The 21,735-nt window shown below is 33.2% G+C and carries 16 protein-coding genes; 10 read left to right on the top strand and 6 right to left on the bottom strand.

All coding sequences use genetic code 11. The features are described from left to right. Nucleotides 1-151 precede the first annotated feature (151 nt). Nucleotides 152-610 carry a DUF5362 family protein gene (locus tag IRZ78_RS12850; protein WP_194616920.1) on the top strand — a complete coding sequence of 153 codons (459 nt, stop codon included), beginning with the start codon at nucleotides 152-154 and terminating at the stop codon, nucleotides 608-610. A 159-nt stretch (nucleotides 611-769) separates the two neighbouring features. Here IRZ78_RS12850 and IRZ78_RS12845 read toward each other — a convergent pair whose 3' ends face one another. The 3 genes from IRZ78_RS12845 to htpG form a co-directional block, all read right to left on the bottom strand. Continuing rightward, a complete protein-coding gene (locus IRZ78_RS12845) occupies nucleotides 770-1,489 on the bottom strand; it encodes a DUF4369 domain-containing protein (protein WP_194616919.1) in 720 nt (239 codons plus the stop codon). A gap of 131 nt (nucleotides 1,490-1,620) precedes the next feature. Beyond that, nucleotides 1,621-2,451, bottom strand: a complete 831-nt coding sequence (locus IRZ78_RS12840; protein ID WP_194616918.1) for a hypothetical protein — start codon at nucleotides 2,449-2,451, stop codon at nucleotides 1,621-1,623. 123 nt (nucleotides 2,452-2,574) lie between these two features. After that, on the bottom strand, nucleotides 2,575-4,458 hold the full coding sequence (gene htpG, locus IRZ78_RS12835; protein ID WP_194616917.1) for a molecular chaperone HtpG: 1,884 nt from the start codon (nucleotides 4,456-4,458) through the stop codon (nucleotides 2,575-2,577). A 203-nt stretch (nucleotides 4,459-4,661) separates the two neighbouring features. Here htpG and IRZ78_RS12830 point away from each other — a divergent pair, with 203 nt between their 5' ends. The 3 genes from IRZ78_RS12830 to IRZ78_RS12820 all read left to right on the top strand — a co-directional run bounded on the left by IRZ78_RS12830 (nucleotide 4,662) and on the right by IRZ78_RS12820 (nucleotide 6,931). Beyond that, the gene (locus IRZ78_RS12830) at nucleotides 4,662-5,162 is read left to right on the top strand and encodes a lipocalin family protein (protein WP_194616916.1); all 501 of its coding nucleotides are present in this window, start codon (nucleotides 4,662-4,664) and stop codon (nucleotides 5,160-5,162) included. A gap of 17 nt (nucleotides 5,163-5,179) precedes the next feature. Next, nucleotides 5,180-5,875, top strand: coding sequence for an OmpA family protein (locus tag IRZ78_RS12825; protein WP_194616915.1), 696 nt, complete (start codon nucleotides 5,180-5,182; stop codon nucleotides 5,873-5,875). 105 nt (nucleotides 5,876-5,980) lie between these two features. After that, nucleotides 5,981-6,931, top strand: coding sequence for an ABC transporter ATP-binding protein (locus tag IRZ78_RS12820; RefSeq protein ID WP_194616914.1), 951 nt, complete (start codon nucleotides 5,981-5,983; stop codon nucleotides 6,929-6,931). 108 nt (nucleotides 6,932-7,039) lie between these two features. On the opposite strand, the gene IRZ78_RS12815 is transcribed toward IRZ78_RS12820, so the two are convergent. Then, nucleotides 7,040-9,451 carry a prolyl oligopeptidase family serine peptidase gene (locus IRZ78_RS12815; protein WP_194616913.1) on the bottom strand — a complete coding sequence of 804 codons (2,412 nt, stop codon included), beginning with the start codon at nucleotides 9,449-9,451 and terminating at the stop codon, nucleotides 7,040-7,042. 262 nt (nucleotides 9,452-9,713) lie between these two features. Between IRZ78_RS12815 and IRZ78_RS12810 the strand changes: the two genes are divergently transcribed. Then, complete coding sequence (locus tag IRZ78_RS12810; protein ID WP_055093260.1) at nucleotides 9,714-10,721, top strand: beta-ketoacyl-ACP synthase III; 1,008 nt, start codon at nucleotides 9,714-9,716, stop codon at nucleotides 10,719-10,721. 130 nt (nucleotides 10,722-10,851) lie between these two features. Continuing rightward, nucleotides 10,852-11,523, top strand: coding sequence for a copper homeostasis protein CutC (locus IRZ78_RS12805; RefSeq protein WP_194616912.1), 672 nt, complete (start codon nucleotides 10,852-10,854; stop codon nucleotides 11,521-11,523). Between the two features lie 91 nt (nucleotides 11,524-11,614). Here IRZ78_RS12805 and IRZ78_RS12800 read toward each other — a convergent pair whose 3' ends face one another. After that, on the bottom strand, nucleotides 11,615-14,029 hold the full coding sequence (locus IRZ78_RS12800) for an outer membrane beta-barrel family protein (RefSeq protein ID WP_194616911.1): 2,415 nt from the start codon (nucleotides 14,027-14,029) through the stop codon (nucleotides 11,615-11,617). Nucleotides 14,030-14,358: 329 nt separating this feature from the next. Here IRZ78_RS12800 and argS point away from each other — a divergent pair, with 329 nt between their 5' ends. Then, nucleotides 14,359-16,137: an arginine--tRNA ligase gene (gene argS, locus IRZ78_RS12795; RefSeq protein WP_194616910.1), complete on the top strand. Its 1,779-nt coding sequence runs from the start codon at nucleotides 14,359-14,361 to the stop codon at nucleotides 16,135-16,137. Nucleotides 16,138-16,208: 71 nt separating this feature from the next. Here the strand turns inward: argS and IRZ78_RS12790 are convergent, their stop codons facing one another. Continuing rightward, the gene (locus IRZ78_RS12790; protein ID WP_194616909.1) at nucleotides 16,209-17,111 is read right to left on the bottom strand and encodes a DUF6607 family protein; all 903 of its coding nucleotides are present in this window, start codon (nucleotides 17,109-17,111) and stop codon (nucleotides 16,209-16,211) included. 102 nt (nucleotides 17,112-17,213) lie between these two features. On the opposite strand from IRZ78_RS12790, the gene IRZ78_RS12785 reads away from it, so the two are divergent. The 3 genes from IRZ78_RS12785 to IRZ78_RS12775 all read left to right on the top strand — a co-directional run bounded on the left by IRZ78_RS12785 (nucleotide 17,214) and on the right by IRZ78_RS12775 (nucleotide 21,714). Further along, nucleotides 17,214-19,280: a TonB-dependent receptor gene (locus tag IRZ78_RS12785; protein WP_194616908.1), complete on the top strand. Its 2,067-nt coding sequence runs from the start codon at nucleotides 17,214-17,216 to the stop codon at nucleotides 19,278-19,280. 27 nt (nucleotides 19,281-19,307) lie between these two features. Then, the gene (locus IRZ78_RS12780) at nucleotides 19,308-19,937 is read left to right on the top strand and encodes an HmuY family protein (protein WP_194616907.1); all 630 of its coding nucleotides are present in this window, start codon (nucleotides 19,308-19,310) and stop codon (nucleotides 19,935-19,937) included. Nucleotides 19,938-20,229: 292 nt separating this feature from the next. Further along, nucleotides 20,230-21,714, top strand: a complete 1,485-nt coding sequence (locus IRZ78_RS12775; RefSeq protein ID WP_194616906.1) for an SGNH/GDSL hydrolase family protein — start codon at nucleotides 20,230-20,232, stop codon at nucleotides 21,712-21,714. The last annotated feature ends 21 nt before the right edge of the window (nucleotides 21,715-21,735 follow it).

The raw sequence follows: 21,735 nt of genomic DNA, 5'->3' as shown, positions 1-21,735 counted from the left end.
AACGTAAAACCATCACTTTTTAGTGGTGGTTTTTTTTTGGAATAAACTGAAATTATTTTTTACCCCAGACTTTGGTGATCAATACAAAATTTTAGTGAAAATTGTAACAATATTTTTCTTATGTTTGTTTCTTAACCAAAACATATAACAAATGGAAGAAAATTCAGTTTTTGAAAAATTTGAGTTGCAACTCGATCAATCTGCAAAAGACTTTTTAAAAGAAACCGCAAAATGGGCTTACTTTTTATCGATAGTAGGTTTTGTGGGTATTGGACTTATGATGTTAATTGCTGTTTTTGCAGGGACATTTTTCGCAGCAATGGGAACTGCTATTCCTGGAGCCAGTGCTATGGGAGGTTCTTTTGCGGTAGTAATGGGAATAGTATATTTTATTATTGCAGCAATTTATTTCTTCCCGGTTTATTATTTATTCAAATTTGCATCTAATGCTAAAAAAGCTTTTAGAGACAATGATACCGAAGCATTAACCAGTTCTTTCGGTTATTTGAAGTCACATTACAAATTTATCGGTATTTTTATGCTGGCAATTTTAGTATTGTACGGATTAATATTTGTTCTTTCTATGTTCGGAGCATTGTTGGGAAGATAAAATGGAATAAAAATCAAACTTTAAAAATCCCAAATTCCAATTCAATTATAAAGTTAGTTCGTTGTAGTTTGGAATTTGGAGTTTTAAAAATTTGGAGTTTGCTAATAAAGCAAAAAAGTCCTGAGATTTCTCAGGACTTTTTGCTTTATTAGTGATGTACTATTGTTTTTGCTGCTCTTTTTTAATGTCGGCAACATATTTGGTTAGTTTTTTTCCGTAAAGCGACTGTGCTACTTTAGGAGTCATCGATTTTTGAATCGTATCAAGGAATTTGATATTGATGTCATAAATCTCTGATAACGCAATATAAGGTGCTATTTCGTGATCTTTATTGTTAAGAGCAAAGTTTGTAGTGTACAGGTATTTTCTTTTGATATTAGATTCTTGTTTTACGTCGATGCTGTCTATTGCTTTTTGATCCTGTCTTTTTATGGCTTTAAATCTTGATTCAACCATAGAAAGGCTCTCATCATTAAAACGAGAGTTTATTTTTTTATACTCATCATATAGTTCCTGATTTTTAGATCCGGTAATTTTTGCACTAAAAATAAAGTTATCTAAGTTAGTGTCGATATTGATGTTTCCTGGTTCTGCAAAAAACAAGATGTTATTGTCTAATGAATTTGTAACTCCGCGATCCAGGTATAAATAAAGTACCTCAGGTGATTCCAGTTTAATGTCACTTTCAAAAGAAGAGTCTCCGTCTATTTTAATACTGTCAATAGCTACAAGAGAAGTATCAACGATTCTTTGAATGTATAAAGTCCCGTTTTTTAATCCTTTTATATTTCCTGTAAGGTGCAAGTTGTCGGTAGATTCTTTTTTGCTACAAGATGCTAATAGTGCGAGTGTAACAAAAGCGATAATTGATTTTTTCATTGGTTTTTTAGATTTTGCTGCAAAATAAAGAAAATAGTTTGAATGTAATGATGTAGTGTTTAAATTTTGCAAAAAATAAATCCCAATCTATTTCTAAATTGGGATTCTTGAATTTTGTTAAAATTAGTAAATTACATTACCAGATTAAATGAAGTTCCGTTTTCGTTTGTATAAGTGTATTTGCTGTCGCAGTCATTGTTTCCGTAATCAACAATTCCATTTAATATTCCGCCCTGAACCTTCAGGCTTCCTTTAGAAATAAATTCACAAGAGTATTTTTTTATGAGTGTTTCCTGAACAGTAAGTGTTAGTTTTTCTCCGTTTTGTGCCGTTACGGTATGAGTTCCTTGTGGCATTTCGTAGATATTATCCGTTAAAACAAATGGAGTATCTACCCCTGCAGTTTGTTTTATGGTAACTGTTCCGGTATTAAGATAAACTCTTCCAGCTAAATCTGTAAATTTCCCATTCGTTACTGTTCTGGTAAACTGCGGTACAGTTGGGACGGTTGTGCTGTTGATATATTCAATTGTTCCTTCAAGTTTTATTCCGGTAATAGAATAATCGATTCTTTCGATCGTCATTTTACTTCCTGTTGTTGTAACTGGTCCTGAAACTGTAATTTTTAGTTTTCCTTTTTTTATGATTGTATTATCGGTACAGCCTGTAGTTCCGTAATCTACTGTAAATACCTTTGGATAAGAGTCGGCACTTTGTTGTGTTACGGTAACAGTTGCACAAAGCCCCGGTGCGGTTTCGGCTGGCTTGCCTGTTGGAGAAGATGTTGTAGAAACCAATAATCCGGTTTTAATATCCATTTCTGTGGTGGCATCAATTGCAATTGATGCTCCAAGTGTTGAGACATCTGGCTGATTGGTTTTGTTTTCGTCATTGCTGGAGCAAGAAGTATAAGTAAATCCTGTTGCGCAAATAGCCAGTAATAAAATAGCGGTTTTTTTCATAATGGTTTTTGTTAATTGTTAGATTGATAAGGCATTCAAATGTAATAAAAAAAGTGAGGGCACAAAAAAAAATCCTGTAAGCTTGGCCTACAGGATTTTAAAACGTTTGTTTTATGAAAAATATTATTTAATCATTTCAAAACTTCTTTTTACAAAAGCAGTCAAAGCTTCTCCTTTTAATAAGTTTTGCGATAATTTAGCTAAGTCTAAAGCTTGTTTTACCAAGTGTTCCTGATGTGTTTTGTCCTCAGTATTCAAAATGTTGGTTGCCAAATCAGAATTGGTGTTTACTACCAAATTGTACATTTCTGGCATATTTCCCATTCCGAACATTCCACCGCCACCAGACTGACTCATTTCTTTCATTCTACGCATAAATTCAGGTTGAGTAATAATGAACGGAGCTGCCTGGCTATCCATAGCTTCTAGTTGTACACTGTATGCTTTAGGAATATAAGCTTCTAATGAGGTTTTTAATGTCTCTTTTTCTTCGTCAGATAATTTAGAAATCGTGTTTTCGTCTTTTTTGATTAAGTTGTCAATATGATCAGAATCTACACGAACAAAAGTTACATCTTTGTTATCACCTTCAATTTTTTGAATCAAGTGTGAGATAATCGGAGAATCTAAAAGCAATACTTCGTATCCTTTTTCTTTCGCTGTTTCAATATAAGAGTGTTGCGCTTCTTTGTTTCCTGCATAAAGAACGACTAGTTTTCCGTCTTTATCGGTTTGGTTTTCTTTTAGTTTCTCTTTTAATTCTTCAAGAGTAAAGTAAGTGTCATCTACAGTTGGGTATAAAACAAATGCACCCGCTTTTTCGTAGAATTTATCTTCAGAAAGCATTCCGTACTCTAAAACGATTTTAATATCATTCCATTTAGCTTCAAAATCAGCACGATTTTCGTTAAATAAAGCTTTTAGTTTATCGGCTACTTTACGGGTAATATAGTTAGAGATTTTCTTAACCGCACCATCTGCCTGTAATCCTGAACGGGAAACGTTCAATGGAATATCCGGTGAGTCAATAACCCCTTTTAGCATTGTCAAAAATTCAGGTACAATTCCCTCTACGTTATCGGTAACGTAAACCTGGTTTTGATACAATTGAATTTTGTCTTTCTGAATTTGCATATCAGATCCTAACTTAGGGAAGTATAAAATTCCCGTCAGGTTAAACGGATAGTCTACATTTAAGTGAATGTGAAACAACGGATCCTCAAATTGCATTGGATACAATTCTCTGTAGAAATTTTTATAGTCTTCATCAGATAATTCGGTTGGCTGTTTTGTCCATGCCGGATTAGGGTTGTTGATGATGTTGTCTACTTCAAGAGTTTCGTTTACGTAATCTTCAGGAGCGTCTTCCGGTTTTGGAAGTGTTTCTGTTCTTGTTCCGAATTTAATCGGAATAGGCATAAACTTGTTGTATTTGTTTAATAATCCGCTGATTTTTGAATCTTCTAAAAATTCAAGAGAATCTTCGGCAATGTGCAGGATGATTTCTGTACCACGTGAAATTTTGTCAGCCGGCTCTAAAGTAAATTCAGGGCTTCCGTCACAAGTCCAGTGTGCAGCTGGTTCATCTTTGTATGATTTTGTGATGATTTCAACTTTCTCAGCAACCATAAATGCTGAATAGAATCCAAGACCAAAATGACCAATAATTCCAGAATCTTTCGCAGAATCTTTGTACTTGTCAAGGAATTCTTCGGCTCCTGAAAAAGCAACCTGGTTAATATATTTCTCTACTTCATCAGCTGTCATACCAAGACCCTGGTCGATAATGTGAATTTTTTTTCCTTCTTTATCGATTTTTACTTCGATAAAAGGATTTCCATATTCAACTTTAGCCTCACCAATACTTATTAAATGTTTTAATTTTAAAGTAGCATCTGTACCGTTGGAAATTAACTCACGTAAAAAGATTTCGTGATCGCTATACAAGAACTTTTTGATTAAGGGAAAGATGTTTTCTACCGAAACATTAATTTTACCTGTTGTCATATTTTTTTAATTTTTTAGTTTAATGTGATGATTCTCATTTCTTCAAATAGAATACCAATTGCATTTTAAGTGACAAAATGTCGTAAGTGTTAATTTTGAAAGAAAATAATTAGATTCTGGAACACAAGATATTCTTATGAATTGTATCTTTGTGGTATAATAATTGTTAAATAAGTAAGTATTAACTTAAATAAATGTACAAAATGAAGAAAATTATTTTCATTTGCATGATCGCCACGATGTTATTCGCGTGTAAATCAGCTTCGACTACGGCTTCAACTGAAGCTACTACGCTATCGACTAAACTTGATAAATCTACTCAAGTCGCTCTTAAAGGAAATTGGGTTTTAACCAATGTATCTTATCCTGGTTCTGAATACATCAAAGTGAATTCTTTTGATCTTGCTGATTCTAAGTGCTTTATTGGTAGTACATGGGGCTTTATCTCAAATAACAACAAAGGAACAATGGCATTGACTGCGCCAAGCTGTACTGGTTTTAGTTCGCCAATTGTTTGGAGTATTAATAATCAGGGTATGTTTGTACTTAAGATTCTTGATGCTGGAATTAAAGCAAAGAAAGTAAGAGATGGTTACTTGTTAAAAGTTGGAAGTGTGACTGAAACTTCTTTTCAGTTAATCGATAATATTAATGTTGGAGGACAAGTAAAAGACGTTGTTTACCAATTTCAAAGAGCTAATTAAAATTAAAAATATATAATATGAAAAAGATAACAGTTTTAGGTTTGAGTAGTTTACTTGTATTAGTAAGTTTCTTTACAAGTTGTGATTCAGTAAAAAACGCAAATAACACACAAAAAGGTGCAGGTATTGGAGTAGTTGCCGGTGGACTTATTGGTGGTATTTTAGGAAATAATTTAGGACGTGGTGGAAACGCTGCTCTTGGTGCTGCAATTGGAGCTGCCGTAGGTGGTGGAACCGGAGCGCTTATTGGAAACAAAATGGACAAACAAGCTCGTGAAATTGATCAGGCTTTGCCAGGTGCTTCTGTAGAAAGAGTAGGTGAAGGAATTCATTTAACTTTAAATGAAAACTCTGTTCGTTTTGACACTAACAAGTCAACTTTGACAACTCAGGCAAAAGCAAACTTGGATAAATTAGTTCCTGTATTTAATGAGTATGGAGATACTGATATTCAAATTTTTGGTTATACTGATAATACAGGAAAACCGGAATACAATTTAACGCTTTCAGGACAAAGAGCTGCTTCTGTGCAAGCTTATTTGGCTTCAAAAGGATTAAAATCAAGCCGTTTCAAAACTTCAGGTTTAGGAATTGCTGATCCTATTGCAACTAATGATACCCCAGAAGGAAGAGCACAAAACCGTCGTGTAGAATTCTCAATTACTGCAAACGATAAAATGGTAAACGATGCAAAAGCAGAAGCTGGAAAATAAGTTTCAAACGCAATAAAATTTCTTAAAAGCTGTTTCATAATTGAAGCAGCTTTTTTTTGACTTTAGAAATTAAACATTGTAAATTTGTGCTTTCAAATATAACCCATGCTGGACATTCAAAATATCTCTTTTTCGTATACCGAAAACCCTGTTATAAAAAACGTTTCTTTTACTATTAATAAAGGAGAAAATATTGCTATTATTGGTGAAAGCGGCTGCGGAAAAAGTACGCTTCTTAAATTAATATATGGATTATATGATTTAAATGAAGGTAAAATTTTTTATAACGAAAAGCCTATTTTAGGGCCTAAATACAACTTGATTCCCGGAATGCCTTATATGAAATATCTGGCTCAGGATTTTGATTTGTCTCCTTTTGAAACTGTAGCTGAAAACGTTGGTAAGTTTCTTTCGAATGGTTTTGCGAATATGAAAAAACTTCGTGTTCAGGAATTGTTAGAAATGGTAGAAATGGAGCAATTTTCGAATGTAAAAGCGAAGTTTTTAAGCGGAGGACAACAACAAAGGGTTGCACTGGTAAGAGTTTTGGCTTTAGAGCCAGAAGTAATTTTACTTGATGAACCTTTTAGCCAAATAGATGCTTTTCGTAAAAATGCTTTACGCCGAAATTTATTTAAATATTTAAAACAAAAAGGAATCACTTGTATTATTGCCACGCATGATAGTACAGATGCTTTGTCGTTTGCAGATCAGGCAATTGTAATGCGAAACGGAGAAGTTATCGTAAAAGATAATCCGGCAAAAATTTACGAAGATCCTGAAACTAAATATGTAGCATCACTTTTTGGAGAAGTAAATGAAGTTCCGACTCATTTACTGCTTTCTTATGAAGATCAAACGCACAAGACTTTAGTTTACCCACATCAGTTTAAAATGGTTGCCGAATCGAATTTGCCGGTAAAAATTAGAAAAACTTATTTTAGAGGAAATCATTATCTGATTGAAACAGTTTATAAAAGACAATTAATATTTTTTGAAAGTGAAATTGATTTGCCTCTTGAACAGGAAATATTTTTAGGTTTAAATTACCTGTAATTAAATAATTTGTCCATTAGAAAATGAGATAATTTTTTATCTGAAAATAAAAACCCGACAGCGATTAAAAACTGTCGGGTTTCTTTTTTATGGTTAATTCTGAAAAATCTAGTTTTTTAAATATTTTTCTAAAAACTGATCTTGCTCCCAAAGCAGGTGTAAGATATTTTCCTTGGCAACATAACTATGTGCCTCTTTTGGTAAAATTACCATTCTTGTAGTTGCTCCCAAACCTTTTAGAGCTTGATAATAACGTTCTGTCTGCAAAGTAAAAGTCCCTGGATTATTATCCGCTTCACCGTGAACTAATAAAAGTGGTGTTTTCATTTTATCTGCATTCATAAAAGGAGACATTGCAGTGTAAACCTCAGGAGCTTCCCAGTAATTACGCTGTTCGCTCTGAAAACCAAATGGAGTTAAGGTTCTGTTGTAAGCTCCGCTTCGGGCAATTCCGCAGGCAAAAAGATTTGAATGTGTAAGTAAGTTTGCAGTCATAAAAGCTCCGTAAGAATGTCCTCCGATAGCTACTTTTTTACGATTGATATACCCTAAAGCATCAACGGCATCAATTGCAGCTTCGGCATTAGCTACCAGTTGTGGTATAAAATTGTCATTAGGCTCTGTCGTTCCTTCACCAATAATCGGGAAAGCGGCATCGTCAAGAACCACATATCCTTTGGTTACCCAATAAACGAAAGATCCGTAATAAGGAAACGTAAATTCGTTTGAGTTTTGAGTCGATTGTCCAGCGCTGTTTTTGTCTTTGTATTCAGCCGGGTATGCCCAGATTAACAAAGGTAATTTCTCTTTTTTTGCTTTATCATAACCTGCAGGCAAATATAAAGTTCCCGAAAGTTCAACACCATCTTTACGTTTGTATTTGATTACTTCTTTGCTCACGTTTTTAATACTTTCAAACGGATTTTGGAAAGAAGTAATAGGCGTCAGGCTATTTTGTTTTTTAATATTTCTGAAGTAATAATTAGGATACTCGCTTTTAGACTGAATCTGAACTAAAACTTTACCTGATTTTAAATCTTCAATTTCTAATAAATCTTCTTTTTTATCTTTATAGGTCGAAGTATATACACGTTTTGCCTGTAGTGTTTTTAAATTGAATTCATCAATAAAAGGAAATTGTCCCTCTTTTGTATATCCTTCACCAATACGGTATGCATTGTCTTTTTCGATGGCTAAAACATATTTATTGTATTCATTCTTTTTAGTTTCAAAAACTCCCGGATCTGAGTAAACATCTTGTTGGTTTCGATCTGTAATTACTTTTGGTTGCTGAGCCGGGTTTGACGGATTAATTAAATACGTTTTTGTATTACGCGTGTCGTACCATTCGTCAGTAAGAAAAGCAGTATTGTCATTACCCCAAATAATGTCATTGTAACGTTGAGGTACTTTTACCAAAGTTGTTGCATTGTTTGTAAAAGGAGCTTCCCATAAAAAAACTTCATCTCTAAAATCAACTTTATTAGCTGGATCTCCTTCGTCTAAAGCTACAACATAAGATAATGTCGCTGGTTTGTCATTTCTCCAGGTCATTTCTCTTTTTCCTTTTCTAACTGCCATAAAACCTTTTGGGATTACTTCGTTTAAAGGAACTTCATTAACGATTTTAATTTCTTTTCCTCTTGCATCATAAACAATTGTTTTAGATGGAAATCTGTTTAAAGGAACAACGTATGAAAATGGTTTCTGGATTGTAGTTATCATGATAAAATTACCATCTGGCGAAATTCTTTCTCCGGCATACATTGCTGCTTCTTTAAATAGAGTAGCAGTTCCGTTAAGGTTTACTTTGTACAATTCTGATGTGATGATGTTCTCAAAATTAATTTCGTCATTTTGATTTTTCAACATGTCAGGATAGGTTCTGTTTTGCGATTTTGCTCCTGATGTGCTTGAAATGATTGGACCTGTTGGTAAATCTTTTTTGGAATCCAATAAAGGCTTTCTGTTTTTAGGAAGCATTTTTACAAGAATAGTTTCGTTGTCTAAAAACCAGCTAAACGGATTGCCTAGGTTTGCATTTACAGTGGCATCAGTAAGTTTTGTTGCTTTTGCAGTTGCTACATCTATAACCCAAAGTTCTACACCTGAATTTGTAGTATGCGAGAACAAAATTTTCTTATCATTTGGTGACCATGAAATGTTGCTTATTTTTGGATTGTCGGGTAAACCTGCTACCTGTATTTCGTTCTTCCCGCTAATCTTTCTTAATTTAAGATTGATAATGTAAGTTACTGTACTCGATATGTTAGTTACCGGATTTATTCTAAGGCCGCCTAAACGAAGTTCTTCCTGGTTTAAATCGTCTAATGTTTTATATGTGTTTCTATACATTAGTAACATGTTCTCCTTTTTAGTGTCCATAGATACTGTTGGAGCTTTTTCGTAATCGGCTAAATCTAATATCGATTTAGAAGGTTTTTGATAGGTTAAATTTTCCTGAGCAAAGGCAAAAAAGCCGACGTTAAGAAATAATAGGAGTGTAACCTTTAATTTCATAATTTGAATTTTAGAAGTTTAAAAATGGTATTCGTTATGTTTGACTAAAGTAATTCAATCTTGTTACATTTTAAACGTTATTTTTCATACTTTTCATCATTTTGCTATAAAAACTGATTTTTCAAAATGTAAATAGTCTTAATTGAATATATAATTAAAGTATATTAAATTGTCAATTACGAAAAAAACACTAATTTGTACGCTAATGATTTAAAGTATACTTAAATTTGCAATCCAAATTTTTAACAAATAATAAAATAAGATGTATCATTCAAAAATAGCGGGCTTAGGATATTATGTTCCTTCAAATGTTGTAACCAACGACGATTTGTCTAAGATTATTGATACCAATGATGAGTGGATTCAGGAGCGTACGGGAATTCAGGAACGAAGACATATTATTCGTGGAGAAGATACCACAACAACAATGGGAGTAAAAGCAGCTAAAATTGCTATAGAACGTTCTGGCGTAGCCAAAGAAGATATTGATTTTGTGGTTTTTGCTACATTAAGTCCGGATTACTATTTTCCAGGACCTGGGGTTTTAGTACAACGCGATTTAGGATTAAGAACAGTTGGAGCATTAGATGTTAGAAATCAATGTTCGGGATTTGTGTATGCTATTTCTGTCGCAGATCAATATATTAAAACCGGAATGTATAAAAATATTTTGGTAATTGGTTCTGAGGTACATTCTACAGGATTAGATATGACAACCCGCGGACGTGGAGTTTCGGTAATTTTTGGAGATGGTGCAGGAGCAGCGGTTTTAAGCCGTGAAGAAGATTTGACAAAAGGAATTTTATCTACTCACTTACATTCAGAAGGACAACATGCAGAGGAATTAGCTTTGCAGGCGCCAGGAATGGGAGCGCGTTGGGTAACGGATATTCTAGCAGATAACGACCCAAATGACGAAAGTTATTACCCATACATGAACGGGCAATTTGTATTTAAAAATGCAGTAGTTCGTTTTGCAGAGGTAATCAATGAAGGTTTAGAAGCAAACGGTTTGCAAGTTTCTGATATTGACATGTTGATTCCGCATCAGGCGAATTTGAGAATTTCACAATTCATTCAAAACAAATTCAAACTAACGGATGATCAGGTTCATAACAATATCCAGAAATACGGTAATACAACCGCAGCCTCAATTCCGATTGCTTTGACAGAAGCTTGGGAACAAGGAAAAATCAAATCGGGAGATACAGTTGTTTTGGCTGCTTTTGGTAGTGGTTTTACCTGGGCAAGTGCTATTATTAAATGGTAAATTAATTCATCTTGCATTATATTTTAAAACCTGCTCTTTTTTGGAGCAGGTTTTTTTTATAAATTGCAAATTAAGATCTAATAGGTTTTTAAAATCTGTTAGGTCTCATTAGAAAATTATTTTAATCAAAATGAAAAAAAATCAACTGGAAATAGCGTGTTTCAATTACGAATCGGCACTGATTGCAGAGCAAAGTGGTGCAGATAGAATTGAGTTATGCGAAAACATGCAACTTGGCGGAACAACACCTAATGCTGTTTTGGCGGTAAGAGTTCGTGAAAAATTATCAATTAAAATGCATGTCATCATAAGACCTCGCGGAGGGGATTTTGTATATACTGATGAAGAATTTACAGAAATGAAGCAAGATATAAAACACCTGAAAAAATTGGGTGTTGATGGTTTTGTTTTTGGGATTTTAAATCCTGAGGGAAGTGTCAATAAAAAACAAAATCAGGAATTAGTCAATTTGGCCAGTCCGCTTTCCTGTACTTTTCATCGTGCTTTCGATAGTGTTAATTCGATAGAACGGGCTCTTGAAGATGTTATTGATTGCGGTTTTCAAACCATCCTAACCTCTGGAAGTGGAAAAAATGTAGAGGAAGGAATTGATGATTTAGAAATGATTCAGAAACTTGCCAAAGACCGAATCGAGATTATGCCCGGAGGAGGCCTACGATCTTCGAATATTAAATTATTACAGGAAAAATTAGAACCTACTTTTTACCATTCGTCAGCCATTACAGATAATAGCCAAACAGCAAATCCCGAAGAGATAAAGGAATTGCGGAATTTTTTATAAGTAATACACAAAATAAGAAAAGCCTGAAGTTGGCAAACTCCAGGCTTTTCTTTTCTACAAGAACTATTAAAATCTACTAGTAAAAGTGGGATTAAAACATTCCGCCACCACCTTTATTAGTGTTGTCTTCTCTTTGTTTACGCTCAAGATTTTTGATTTTTGCTCCACCAAAATTATAGGTTAATCCTAAATAAACGGTTTGGCTTTCCCATGTAAATTGTCCTTTCTGAGGATAAGGATACATCGTATCAAAAGCATATTTCATTGTATTAAAGACGTCATTAAAACGTAAACTAATGTTCATCTTGTTGTCTAACAATGTATAACGCGAACCTATGTCCATTTTGTACATTTCATGGCTATTATTTTGCAATCCATCAACAGCACCTCTGTAAAATCCGAATAATAAGAAGCTTAAACGTTTGTTTACTTTAAAGTTTGAGTTCATACGACCGTTGAAAGCAGCAACCGTAACTTTTCTTTCAATTGGATTGCTGAGTTTTGTTGCCGGATCATATAAAAACACAACTCCTTGTTGGTTAATACTTGAGAAATCAATAGATGGAGAGATGTCCCACCATTTTGTTATCTTATAATTGAAAGAAACTTCGAAACCATAAGAAGTATTATGATCATAATTGGTAAAAGTCATGATTTGTTTGTTACCACTTGGATCTGTGTCATCCGGGTATAAAATTCTGCTAATTTGGTCATTGATGCTTCTGTAAAATACTCCTGTTGTAAAACTTCCTTTTTCGAAAGTTTTAGTGTAATTTACTTCTACTGAGTTCGTAAATTGAGGTCTCAATTCAGGATTTCCTAATGAAGTTACTAAAGGAGTAGAAAACTCACGAATAGGTTTTGTCTGTTCTAAACTAGGACGGTCTACACGACGGCTATAGCTAAATTGTAAAGTGTTTTTCTCATTCAAATTATAAGTGAAATAAGCTGATGGATATAAAGTAATATAATCATCATCAAATTTTTCAAGACCGTGATTTAAATTTGCAGCTACTTTATAGCTTTCAAAACGAGCTCCTAACTGGTAACTGAATTTTTTAAATTTCTGTCCAAAAGTTACATAAGCCGAATAAATATCAGTGTCGTAAGTATAATTAGAAACCGGAATTTCAGCTAATGGGTTGCCTGTAGTATAATCGTTATCCGTTTTAGTAATTCTGGCTTCAGCACCTGCTTCAAGAGTAGTTTTCTCGTTTAACGGATTTACATAATCAACGTTTAAAGTACTTAATTTACGAGTACCTCTAATGTAGTCATCATAAATTACGCTATTTTTAGTATTGTCAAGTTTTGTTGACTGAGTATCAAATGAAGCATATTGTGTTTCTTTGTTATCGCTATAGTTTCCTTCAAAATCTAAAGTATGACCTTCTTTTTTAAAGATGTGTTTGTATGCTAAGTTGTAAGTTCCAACCTGATCCGGACCAGTATATTTAGATTTTTGAAAAACATTCAATAAATCAGAATCAGCTACATTGTTGTAATCAATGTTTGTGTCTACAAATCCTTTTCCGTTAGATTTGTTTTGGTTGGTATAAAATGATAAAGTGTTATGATCATCGATTAAATAATCCATTCCAATTTTATACAAGTAAGAATCATTGTCATTCTTAATATCTAAATTTTGAGTAATGTCCTGATCTAATCTTTTGATATAGCCCTCATTAAAATAAGTTCCAAAATTCTGACCTACGTTTCCAAAGAAATTTACTTTTCCGGTTTTATAATTCAGGTTCAAAGACTGGTTGTATTTAGCCGTTTCTCCAAACGTGATTCCACCGCTGTAACTTCCGTTAAAACCAGTATTGGCATTTTTATGCAAAACGATATTAATGATTCCAGACATTCCTTCCGGATTGTACTTCGCACTTGGATTAGTGATTAACTCAATTTTTTTGATCGAAGTTGATGGAATTTGTTTTAATAATTGAGCAGGATCAATATTTGATGGTCTGCCGTCAATTAATACACGAACATTATCGTTTCCACGAAGTGAAAGTTTTCCATCCTGATCCACGTTTACAGATGGAATGTTGTTCATAATATCAGATGCAGAAGCTCCGGCAGTTGTTAAATCTTTTCCGACAGTAATTACTTTTCGGTCAATTTTTTGTTCTATTGTCGAACGATCGCTTACAATATTTACACCTTTAAGTTGCGTTGCTTCTTCATCAAGAGCAGCATTAATTGTGGCTGATTTTTTACTGTCGCTCAAAATTACTGACCCAACGTATTTTCTAAATCCAATGTACTGAATCTCGATAGTATAACTTTTTAAAGCCAAATTTTTAATCGAAAAGCTTCCATTATCATCTGTATTTACTCCTGTAACTACTTTTCCGTTATCTTTGATTGAGACTGTGGCGTAAGAAATAGGCGCATTATTCGATTTTTCGGTAATTTTCCCGGACACTGTTCCCGTGTTCTGGGCTTGTGTTGTTGCAATTACCCCCAGTAATGCAAACAGAAAGAATTTTAATTTCATAATGTTGTCGTGATTATTTTGATTTGATTGATGATGATGATTTGTTTTTTGTTTTTGTTTAGATTTTTTTTTTTGCTTCAAACGAATTCAAAGTCCCTATTAAGACTCTTTTATCATCGATATGTTACAGGAAAAATTAAAAAACATTTTGTTTTTTTTAAGATGCCCTGTTTTTTAATAGATTAGCATTTTAATTTTTTGATAATTTTAACAATTAGAATAAAAAGCTTTTTAAGAAGTTCTAAGTGTTTTGTTCTATTTTATATGTTTTTCATTTTCTGTAATTGATGAATAAGCAGTATCTTTGCTCACTTTAAAAATAAGTTTACATGTCATTATCACAAATTCTTACTCCTTCTATACAAAAAGCAATACAAGCATTATTTGATGTTACTGTTGATAAAATCGAATTTCAAACTACCAGAAAAGAGTTTGAGGGCGATATTACAATGGTAATTTTTCCTTTACTAAAAGTGATCAAAAGCAACCCGGTAGAATTAGGAAATAAAATAGGGAATTATTTAGTCGAAAATCTTCCTGAAGTATCACGTTTTAACGTTGTTTCGGGCTTTTTGAATATTGTAATTGCCGATAGTTATTATTTGAATTTCTTTAATGAAATAAGAGACAATCACAAATTTGGATATGTAACTCCAAGTCCGGAGGACAAAGCTATTATGGTCGAATATTCTTCGCCAAATACGAATAAACCTTTACACTTAGGTCACGTTCGTAACAATTTGTTAGGATATTCTGTAGCCGAAATCATTAAAGCTTCAGGTAAAAAAGTATATAAGACTCAAATCATAAACGACCGTGGAATTCATATTTGTAAATCGATGCTCGCATGGCAGAAATTTGGAAATGGTGAAACTCCTGAAAGTTCAAACTTAAAAGGAGATAAGTTAGTAGGTAAATATTATGTGGAGTTTGATAAAGCGTATAAAGCGGAAATTTCACAATTGGTAGAAACCGGTAAAACCGAAGAAGAAGCTAAAAAACAAGCTCCCATTATTATTGAAGCACAGGAAATGCTTAAAAAATGGGAATCTGGAGACGATGCTGTAATTTCCCTTTGGAAAATGATGAACCAATGGGTTTATGATGGTTTTGCAACAACGTACACCAATCTTGGAGTTAATTTTGATAAATATTATTACGAAAGTAATACCTATTTATTAGGAAAAGATGTCGTTCAGGTAGGTCTTGATAAAGGCGTTTTCGAAAAAGATCCTGACGGTTCTGTTTGGATTGATTTAACAGATGAAGGTCTGGATCGTAAAATTGTTTTGCGTTCTGATGGAACTGCGGTTTATATGACACAAGATATTGGTACAGCGATTCAGCGTGTAAAGGATATGCCGGATGTTGGCGGAATGGTTTATACCGTTGGTAACGAACAGGATTATCACTTTAAAGTATTATTCCTGATCCTGAAAAAGTTAGGTTTTGATTGGGCTTCAAGTTTATATCATTTATCATACGGAATGGTTGATTTACCATCAGGAAAAATGAAAAGCCGTGAAGGAACTGTTGTAGATGCTGATGATTTGATGCAGGATATGACCGATACAGCACAACAAATTTCTGAAGATTTAGGGAAATTAGACAGTTATTCTGCTGAAGAAAAAGCGAGATTGTACAAAACAATTGGTCTTGGTGCTTTAAAATATTACATCTTAAAGGTAGATCCTAAAAAACGTATTTTGTTTAATCCTGAAGAATCTGTTGATTTTGCCGGAAATACAGGTCCGTTTATTCAGTACACATATGCCAGAATTCAATCGATAATCCGTAAAGCCGATTTTGATTTTTCTGCCACAACCCATACCGAAGAATTGCACGAAAAAGAAAAAGAATTGGTAAAACAAATCGAAGTTTTTCCTGAAGTAATTCAGAATGCAGCTCAAAATCACAGCCCTGCATTAATTGCAAATTATACTTATGATTTGGTAAAAGAATACAATTCATTCTATCAGTCAGTACATATATTAGGAGAAGTAGATTTGACTAAAAAGATATTCAGAGTGCAGCTTTCACAGAAAGTAGCCGAAGTTATAAAATCAGCCTTTACATTATTAGGAATAGAAGTTCCTGAAAGAATGTAATAAGGTTTATTGCAAAAAAAAGCCGATAGTCCTAAAACTATCGGCTTTTTTAATAACTAACACAAATATTTTTATTTTACAAATTTGTCGATAATAGCATCTGATTCTGCTTTTGTAGCAGTTGGTTTCAAATCGAACAAAAGAGAATAAAGCGCTTTTCTATCAACTTTTGCTTCAAGGTTTAAGTCTTTATGTCTGTCAAAAAGCGTTTGCCATTTATCGCGCACGTTTTTCCAAAGCGCATTATTTTCCTTCCACCATTTTTGTCCTGCGATACATTTAATGTCTGCAACTTTAGTGTAAATATCCATACCTTTTTCCTGCGCTAACAAAACATCTTTTCCGCTGTCATCACGAATCAATTTGTCATTATCTTGCTCGTGGTTCCATCCAGTAGCAGTAATTTCGTGAATGTTTCTTCTTTTCAATACATTGTAGTCATTACGTTTTGTTTGCTCTCTTCTAGGTAGAGGAGCATCAGCAACGTTTTTCCAATAATCTTGTCCGTCTACATGTACCCAAGTTGATGATCCCTCGTATCTCGGACTATCATCTACCTGATATACTTTTTGAGTCCATTGTCCTTTTACGGCTTTTTTGTCCAGTTTTTTATATTTCCAGGAAGTTCCTTTGTCAAACGAGTATAAGTCTGTGTTTTCATATAGCCAATCTTGTCTCCAGTGTTTGATGATCATATCGTCACTTACTATCAATAAATGTTGCATTACAATTTTATTTGGAGTGTCTTCTAATAGCTCTACCCATTCTAAAGCAGATTCATGTTTCGTTTCTGAAGGCTTGTAAGTAAGAGAGTCTTTAGGATATTGAAAAGTTTCTGTAAAATTAAATTTCACTTCATAACAACCGCACATAGATTTGATTGATTTAATGTCTTGTTGTTTTTTATCCTGACTGAAACCAAGGCTACAAGTCAAAGCCATAACGGCTGAAAAGAAGAGGCTTTTTGAAATCATAACTTATTTTTTTGTTTTTAATTTTCGCAAATATATAAATTTATTTAGAACAAATAAAAATAGTTTATATATTTGCATCATTATTAAGACTGAATAAAAATAATGAAGATAAAATTTACACTTTTTGTGGTTATCCTTTTTTCTCAGATTTCTGTTGGACAGGAAATGCAAAAAGATAGTGTTAAAACCAATGAATTGTCTGAAGTTATGGTTACTACAGCCACCAGGACTGAAAGAGTACTTTCTTCTTTGCCATTACCTATGACAGTTATTACATCTGAAACAATTATAAAATCTGGTGTTACAAGATTGAACGAAATTTTAAACGAACAAACAGGAATTATATTGATTCCTGATGAAAGTGGTTTTGAAGGCGTGCAAATACAAGGTTTAGATGCGGCATATACCATGATCCTTATTGATGGAGTTCCTCTTGTAGGTAGGAGTTCAGGAGTTTTAGATTTATCGAGAATTTCTGTTGGAAACATAGAAAGAATCGAAATTGTAAAAGGAGCGTCTTCAGCTTTGTACGGTTCAGAAGCAATGGGCGGAGTTATCAACGTGATTACAAAAAGACCTAAAAAAGATATGTTTTCAGGTAATCTATCTTATCGATACGGTACTTTTAATACCAATGATGCGAACGCTAATTTACTTTGGAAAAAGAAAAAATTTGCGGCGAACTTATTTGCCAATTTTTATTCGACTGACGGATTTGACTTAGATAAAAGCACGTGGTTAAAGAATGTCGAAAAATATCACAATACCACAATTCAGCCAAAAATATATTACGATTTTTCAGAAAACCTTAAACTAGCTTTTAGTAATCGTTTTTTTAATCAAAAGATAGATAACAGGGAGGTAATAGAATCTGAAAGATATCAAGGTGATGCAAAAGAAAATGAGTGGAATTCGCAAATTAAAGTAGAGCATAGATGGAATTCTAAATTGTATTGGGAATATGAATTGTATGCTACCAATTATAAAAATGATGCATTTTTGAATAATCCGGATAACGTACTTTTTGATCGTACCTATTATAATCAATGGCTGGTTAGGCCAGAAGTTAGAACCACATGGTCTATAAATAAAGATAAATTAACAGCAGGAGTTGGATTTAATTATGAAACATTAGACCGTACTTACTTTGCCAGTAATGTCAAATTTAATTCACAATATGTTTATCTGCAATATGATTATAATCCAAGGGAGAAATTAAATATTCTTGCCGGATTTAGATATGATAATCATAGCGAATATGCCTCACAATTTAGTCCAAAATTAGCCGTAAATTATAAATTTAAAACCAGTTTTTCTTTAAAAGGTTCACTAGGATATGGTTATAAAGCGCCAGATTTCCGTCAGTTATATTTCGATTTCACAAATCCATCGGTAGAATATACCGTTTTAGGATATAATGTGGCCGAAGCCCGATTAAATGAATTTGCAAGCCAGGATTTGCTTTCGTCGAGAGTAGCCGGAATAGATTTTAGTGAACCATTGAAACCGGAAAGTTCGATAAACTTTAATTTTGGAGGTTTTTATAAAAAGAACAAACTTAAAGTAGAAATAAATGCTTTCTACAATTCGATTAGCGATTTAATTGATACTGGCGTTATCGCTACAAAGAAAAAGGGACAAAACATTTTTAGCTATTTCAATTACAGCAACGTATTTACCTATGGTGTAGAATTTAATTCTGCTTATCAATTTACTAAAGATTTTTCAGTTTCAGTAGGATATCAATATTTGACTGCCAAAGACAAATCAGTTGTTGATAATTTTGAAGAGCATCAGTATATCCGTAATTCTGATTTACAAACGATTAAAATTGATAAATCAGACTATTTTGGTTTATACAACAGATCGAAACACACTGCCAATCTTAAATTTACTTATAACATCCCGTCAATCAAAACAGACATTAATTTACGTGTTTTATATCGCAGTAAATATGGTCTGTTTGACAGCAATGGAAACGGGATTCTTGACAAATACGACAATTTTATAGGAGATTATTTTATTACAAATTTATCAGCCACAAAATATATTGCAGATAAATTGATGCTTCAGGCGGGAGCTAATAATTTATTCGATTATACAGATCCAGGCCAAATTCCGAGTTTGTCGGGAAGACAACTTTATGCAAGAATTCAATACAATTTCTAAATCAACAATAATTTAAATACCATTACTATGAAAACAAATTTTTTAAAACTTTCGCTTTTAGCACTAGTACTTTTTACTGCATCTTGTAGCAGCGATGATGATAAAGACACAACTCCTGAAGTAGTTGTAACAACACCAGTTAAAGATCTTTATGCTCCACAAACAGGAGGAGGCGGAACGGGACAACCAACAGGTGGTGAATATACAAAATTCAGCTTTTCTGAAAATAAAGTTGTTACTACTGATAAATGGGATATTGCTTTTCGTGGAACTTTTATTATTGTAAATGGAGGAGCAAAAGTTAATGTTGATGATGCAGGTGAACCGGCAAGAACAGGATCAGGAGCTATTAGTATTGTTTCTAATACTTTTGGAGCTGTAACAACATTTCCAGGAGCATCTACTTTTAAACAAGATGCAGCTACAGTTTACTCAATTCCAGCAGTTAGTGGACAAGGATGGTATAACTATGCAAATACTGTAATTTCTCCTATTGCCGGAAAAGTTTTTGTTGTAAAAACGCATGATGGAAAATATGCAAAATTCGAAATCTTAAGCTATTATCAAGGTGCGCCAGCAAATCCAACGGCAGAATCTAAATCAAGATATTATACATTTAATTTCGCTTATCAAGCTAATAGTACTACTACATTCTAAGAAAATATTTGCAATATTAGGTGAAGTGAAAATTTTAGTTTTTAAGCTTTGATAACCAATATTGTATCATACACCACATTATAATTCAGTTAATCATTAGCTTTGTTTTTTTTATTTTTTTTGATAAAGAGGTTAGATAAATCTAGCCTCTTTTTTTGTTTTTATTTTAATGCTAAAAATAATTCATAAATTAATGTTTAATTCTATCTTTGCAGATACTTTTTTATAAGGAATTAACAGGAATTTTGAATAAAAATTTTAACATATCCTTTCTTCAAATTTATAATTACTAGTGAACACAAAATCTTATTTTTTTCAGTCTTTTGCAATTGTAGCATTGGCATTCATAGCTTTCATTGGATTTAAACAAATCTTACCTGATAAAATCTTTCCAGATAGTAAGGTAGATTCTAAAAATGTGCTTATAGATAGCTTGCTTTTAGAATCAGTAGCGAACGACTCTTTGGCGCTAAAAGGCGACAGTATTTCTGAAAGTGAAAAGAAGGAAGCAGGAGAAAAAATTACTTTTGACGCTGCTGAGGGAGTCGAATTTCCATCTGAAACTTTTGATAATTATAAAGGATATCAATACCTGATTTCTTTTTATGAAAAATTATATCAACTCGAAAAGAATCCGCAGGCCAAAGTTAGGATTGCTTATTATGGAGATTCCATGACAGATGGCGATTTGATCGTGCAGGATGTTCGATCTAATTATCAGGAACGTTTTGGAGGTAATGGTGTTGGATTTGTTTCGATAACTTCAGAATCTGCAGCTTCAAGAGGATCTGTAAAATCTTCGTATTCTAAAAATTGGAAAACACTCTCGTATTTAAATATTAAAAATCCAATTAGTCCTTTTGGAGTAAACGGTCATGTGTTTTTTGCAAATGACAAAGTAAATACCACCTGGGTTCAATACGAGGCAGGTCTTAATAAATACGCGACAACTTTAGATAATCCTACTTTGTATTATGGAAGATCGTCTAAAAAAGGAAGTGTAAATTTTATTATCGGAAAAGATACTTTACGAAAAACTCTTGTCCCAAACAATTTGATCAATACCTTAAAAGTAAGCTCGGGAAGTATCAAGGCATTCAAAGCTAATTTCATCCATGCTGATTCAATTCCTATTTATGGCTTTAATTTTGATAATGGGATTGGAGTTCACGTTGATAATTTCTCGCAAAGAGGAAATTCAGGATTGCCAATTTCGATGTTTAATGCCAATGTAATGAAGGGCTTCAATAATAGCTTAAAATACGATTTGGTTATTTTGCATTACGGAACCAACGTTTTAAACTACGGAACCAAGAATTATTCCTGGTATCAAAGAGGAATGACAAAAGCGGTGAATAAAATAAAAGAATCTTTTCCGGGAGTTTCTATTTTGATTATTTCAACAGCTGATAAGTCTACAAAATATGATATGGAAATGAAAACAGATTCTGCCGTTGTGCCTTTAATGAAAGCTCAAAAAAGATATGCACTCGAAACCGAATCCGGATTTGTGAATCTGTATACTTTAATGGGAGGCGACGGATCTATGGTAAAATGGGTAGATGAATCTCCGGCAAAAGCCAATAAAGATTATACACACTTTAATCAAAGAGGAGCAAAAGCTATAGGTAAATTATTATACGATCAATTAAATAAAGGTTACGAGCAATATAAAGCATTGCGAGAAAATAGAGAAACTGACGTTAATAAGCGGAAAGCCGTCAGGAAAACAAATACAGATTCCGTTTCTGTAAAAAATGATAGCGTAAATGACTAGATTAATGATTTTCTTTTGTTG

This window comes from Flavobacterium sp. CSZ (assembly GCF_015350725.1).
In the GTDB taxonomy this organism is placed as follows: Bacteria; Bacteroidota; Bacteroidia; order Flavobacteriales; family Flavobacteriaceae; genus Flavobacterium.
The sequence above is the reverse complement of the archived record's forward strand: the minus strand, read 5'-3'. Positions and strand labels throughout refer to the sequence as shown.

Excerpts from the sequence above, each read along its gene's own strand:
- htpG (WP_194616917.1), bottom strand. The coding sequence starts at position 4,458 with ATGACAACAGGTAAAATTAATGTTTCGGTAGAAAACATCTTTCCCTTA.
- IRZ78_RS12790 (WP_194616909.1), bottom strand. The coding sequence starts at position 17,111 with ATGATTTCAAAAAGCCTCTTCTTTTCAGCCGTTATGGCTTTGACTTGT.
- IRZ78_RS12850 (WP_194616920.1), top strand. The coding sequence starts at position 152 with ATGGAAGAAAATTCAGTTTTTGAAAAATTTGAGTTGCAACTCGATCAA.
- argS (WP_194616910.1), top strand. The coding sequence starts at position 14,359 with ATGTCATTATCACAAATTCTTACTCCTTCTATACAAAAAGCAATACAA.
- IRZ78_RS12830 (WP_194616916.1), top strand. The coding sequence starts at position 4,662 with ATGAAGAAAATTATTTTCATTTGCATGATCGCCACGATGTTATTCGCG.
- IRZ78_RS12845 (WP_194616919.1), bottom strand. The coding sequence starts at position 1,489 with ATGAAAAAATCAATTATCGCTTTTGTTACACTCGCACTATTAGCATCT.
- IRZ78_RS12805 (WP_194616912.1), top strand. The coding sequence starts at position 10,852 with ATGAAAAAAAATCAACTGGAAATAGCGTGTTTCAATTACGAATCGGCA.
- IRZ78_RS12810 (WP_055093260.1), top strand. The coding sequence starts at position 9,714 with ATGTATCATTCAAAAATAGCGGGCTTAGGATATTATGTTCCTTCAAAT.
- IRZ78_RS12840 (WP_194616918.1), bottom strand. The coding sequence starts at position 2,451 with ATGAAAAAAACCGCTATTTTATTACTGGCTATTTGCGCAACAGGATTT.
- IRZ78_RS12815 (WP_194616913.1), bottom strand. The coding sequence starts at position 9,451 with ATGAAATTAAAGGTTACACTCCTATTATTTCTTAACGTCGGCTTTTTT.
- IRZ78_RS12800 (WP_194616911.1), bottom strand. The coding sequence starts at position 14,029 with ATGAAATTAAAATTCTTTCTGTTTGCATTACTGGGGGTAATTGCAACA.
- IRZ78_RS12780 (WP_194616907.1), top strand. The coding sequence starts at position 19,308 with ATGAAAACAAATTTTTTAAAACTTTCGCTTTTAGCACTAGTACTTTTT.
- IRZ78_RS12820 (WP_194616914.1), top strand. The coding sequence starts at position 5,981 with ATGCTGGACATTCAAAATATCTCTTTTTCGTATACCGAAAACCCTGTT.
- IRZ78_RS12785 (WP_194616908.1), top strand. The coding sequence starts at position 17,214 with ATGAAGATAAAATTTACACTTTTTGTGGTTATCCTTTTTTCTCAGATT.
- IRZ78_RS12825 (WP_194616915.1), top strand. The coding sequence starts at position 5,180 with ATGAAAAAGATAACAGTTTTAGGTTTGAGTAGTTTACTTGTATTAGTA.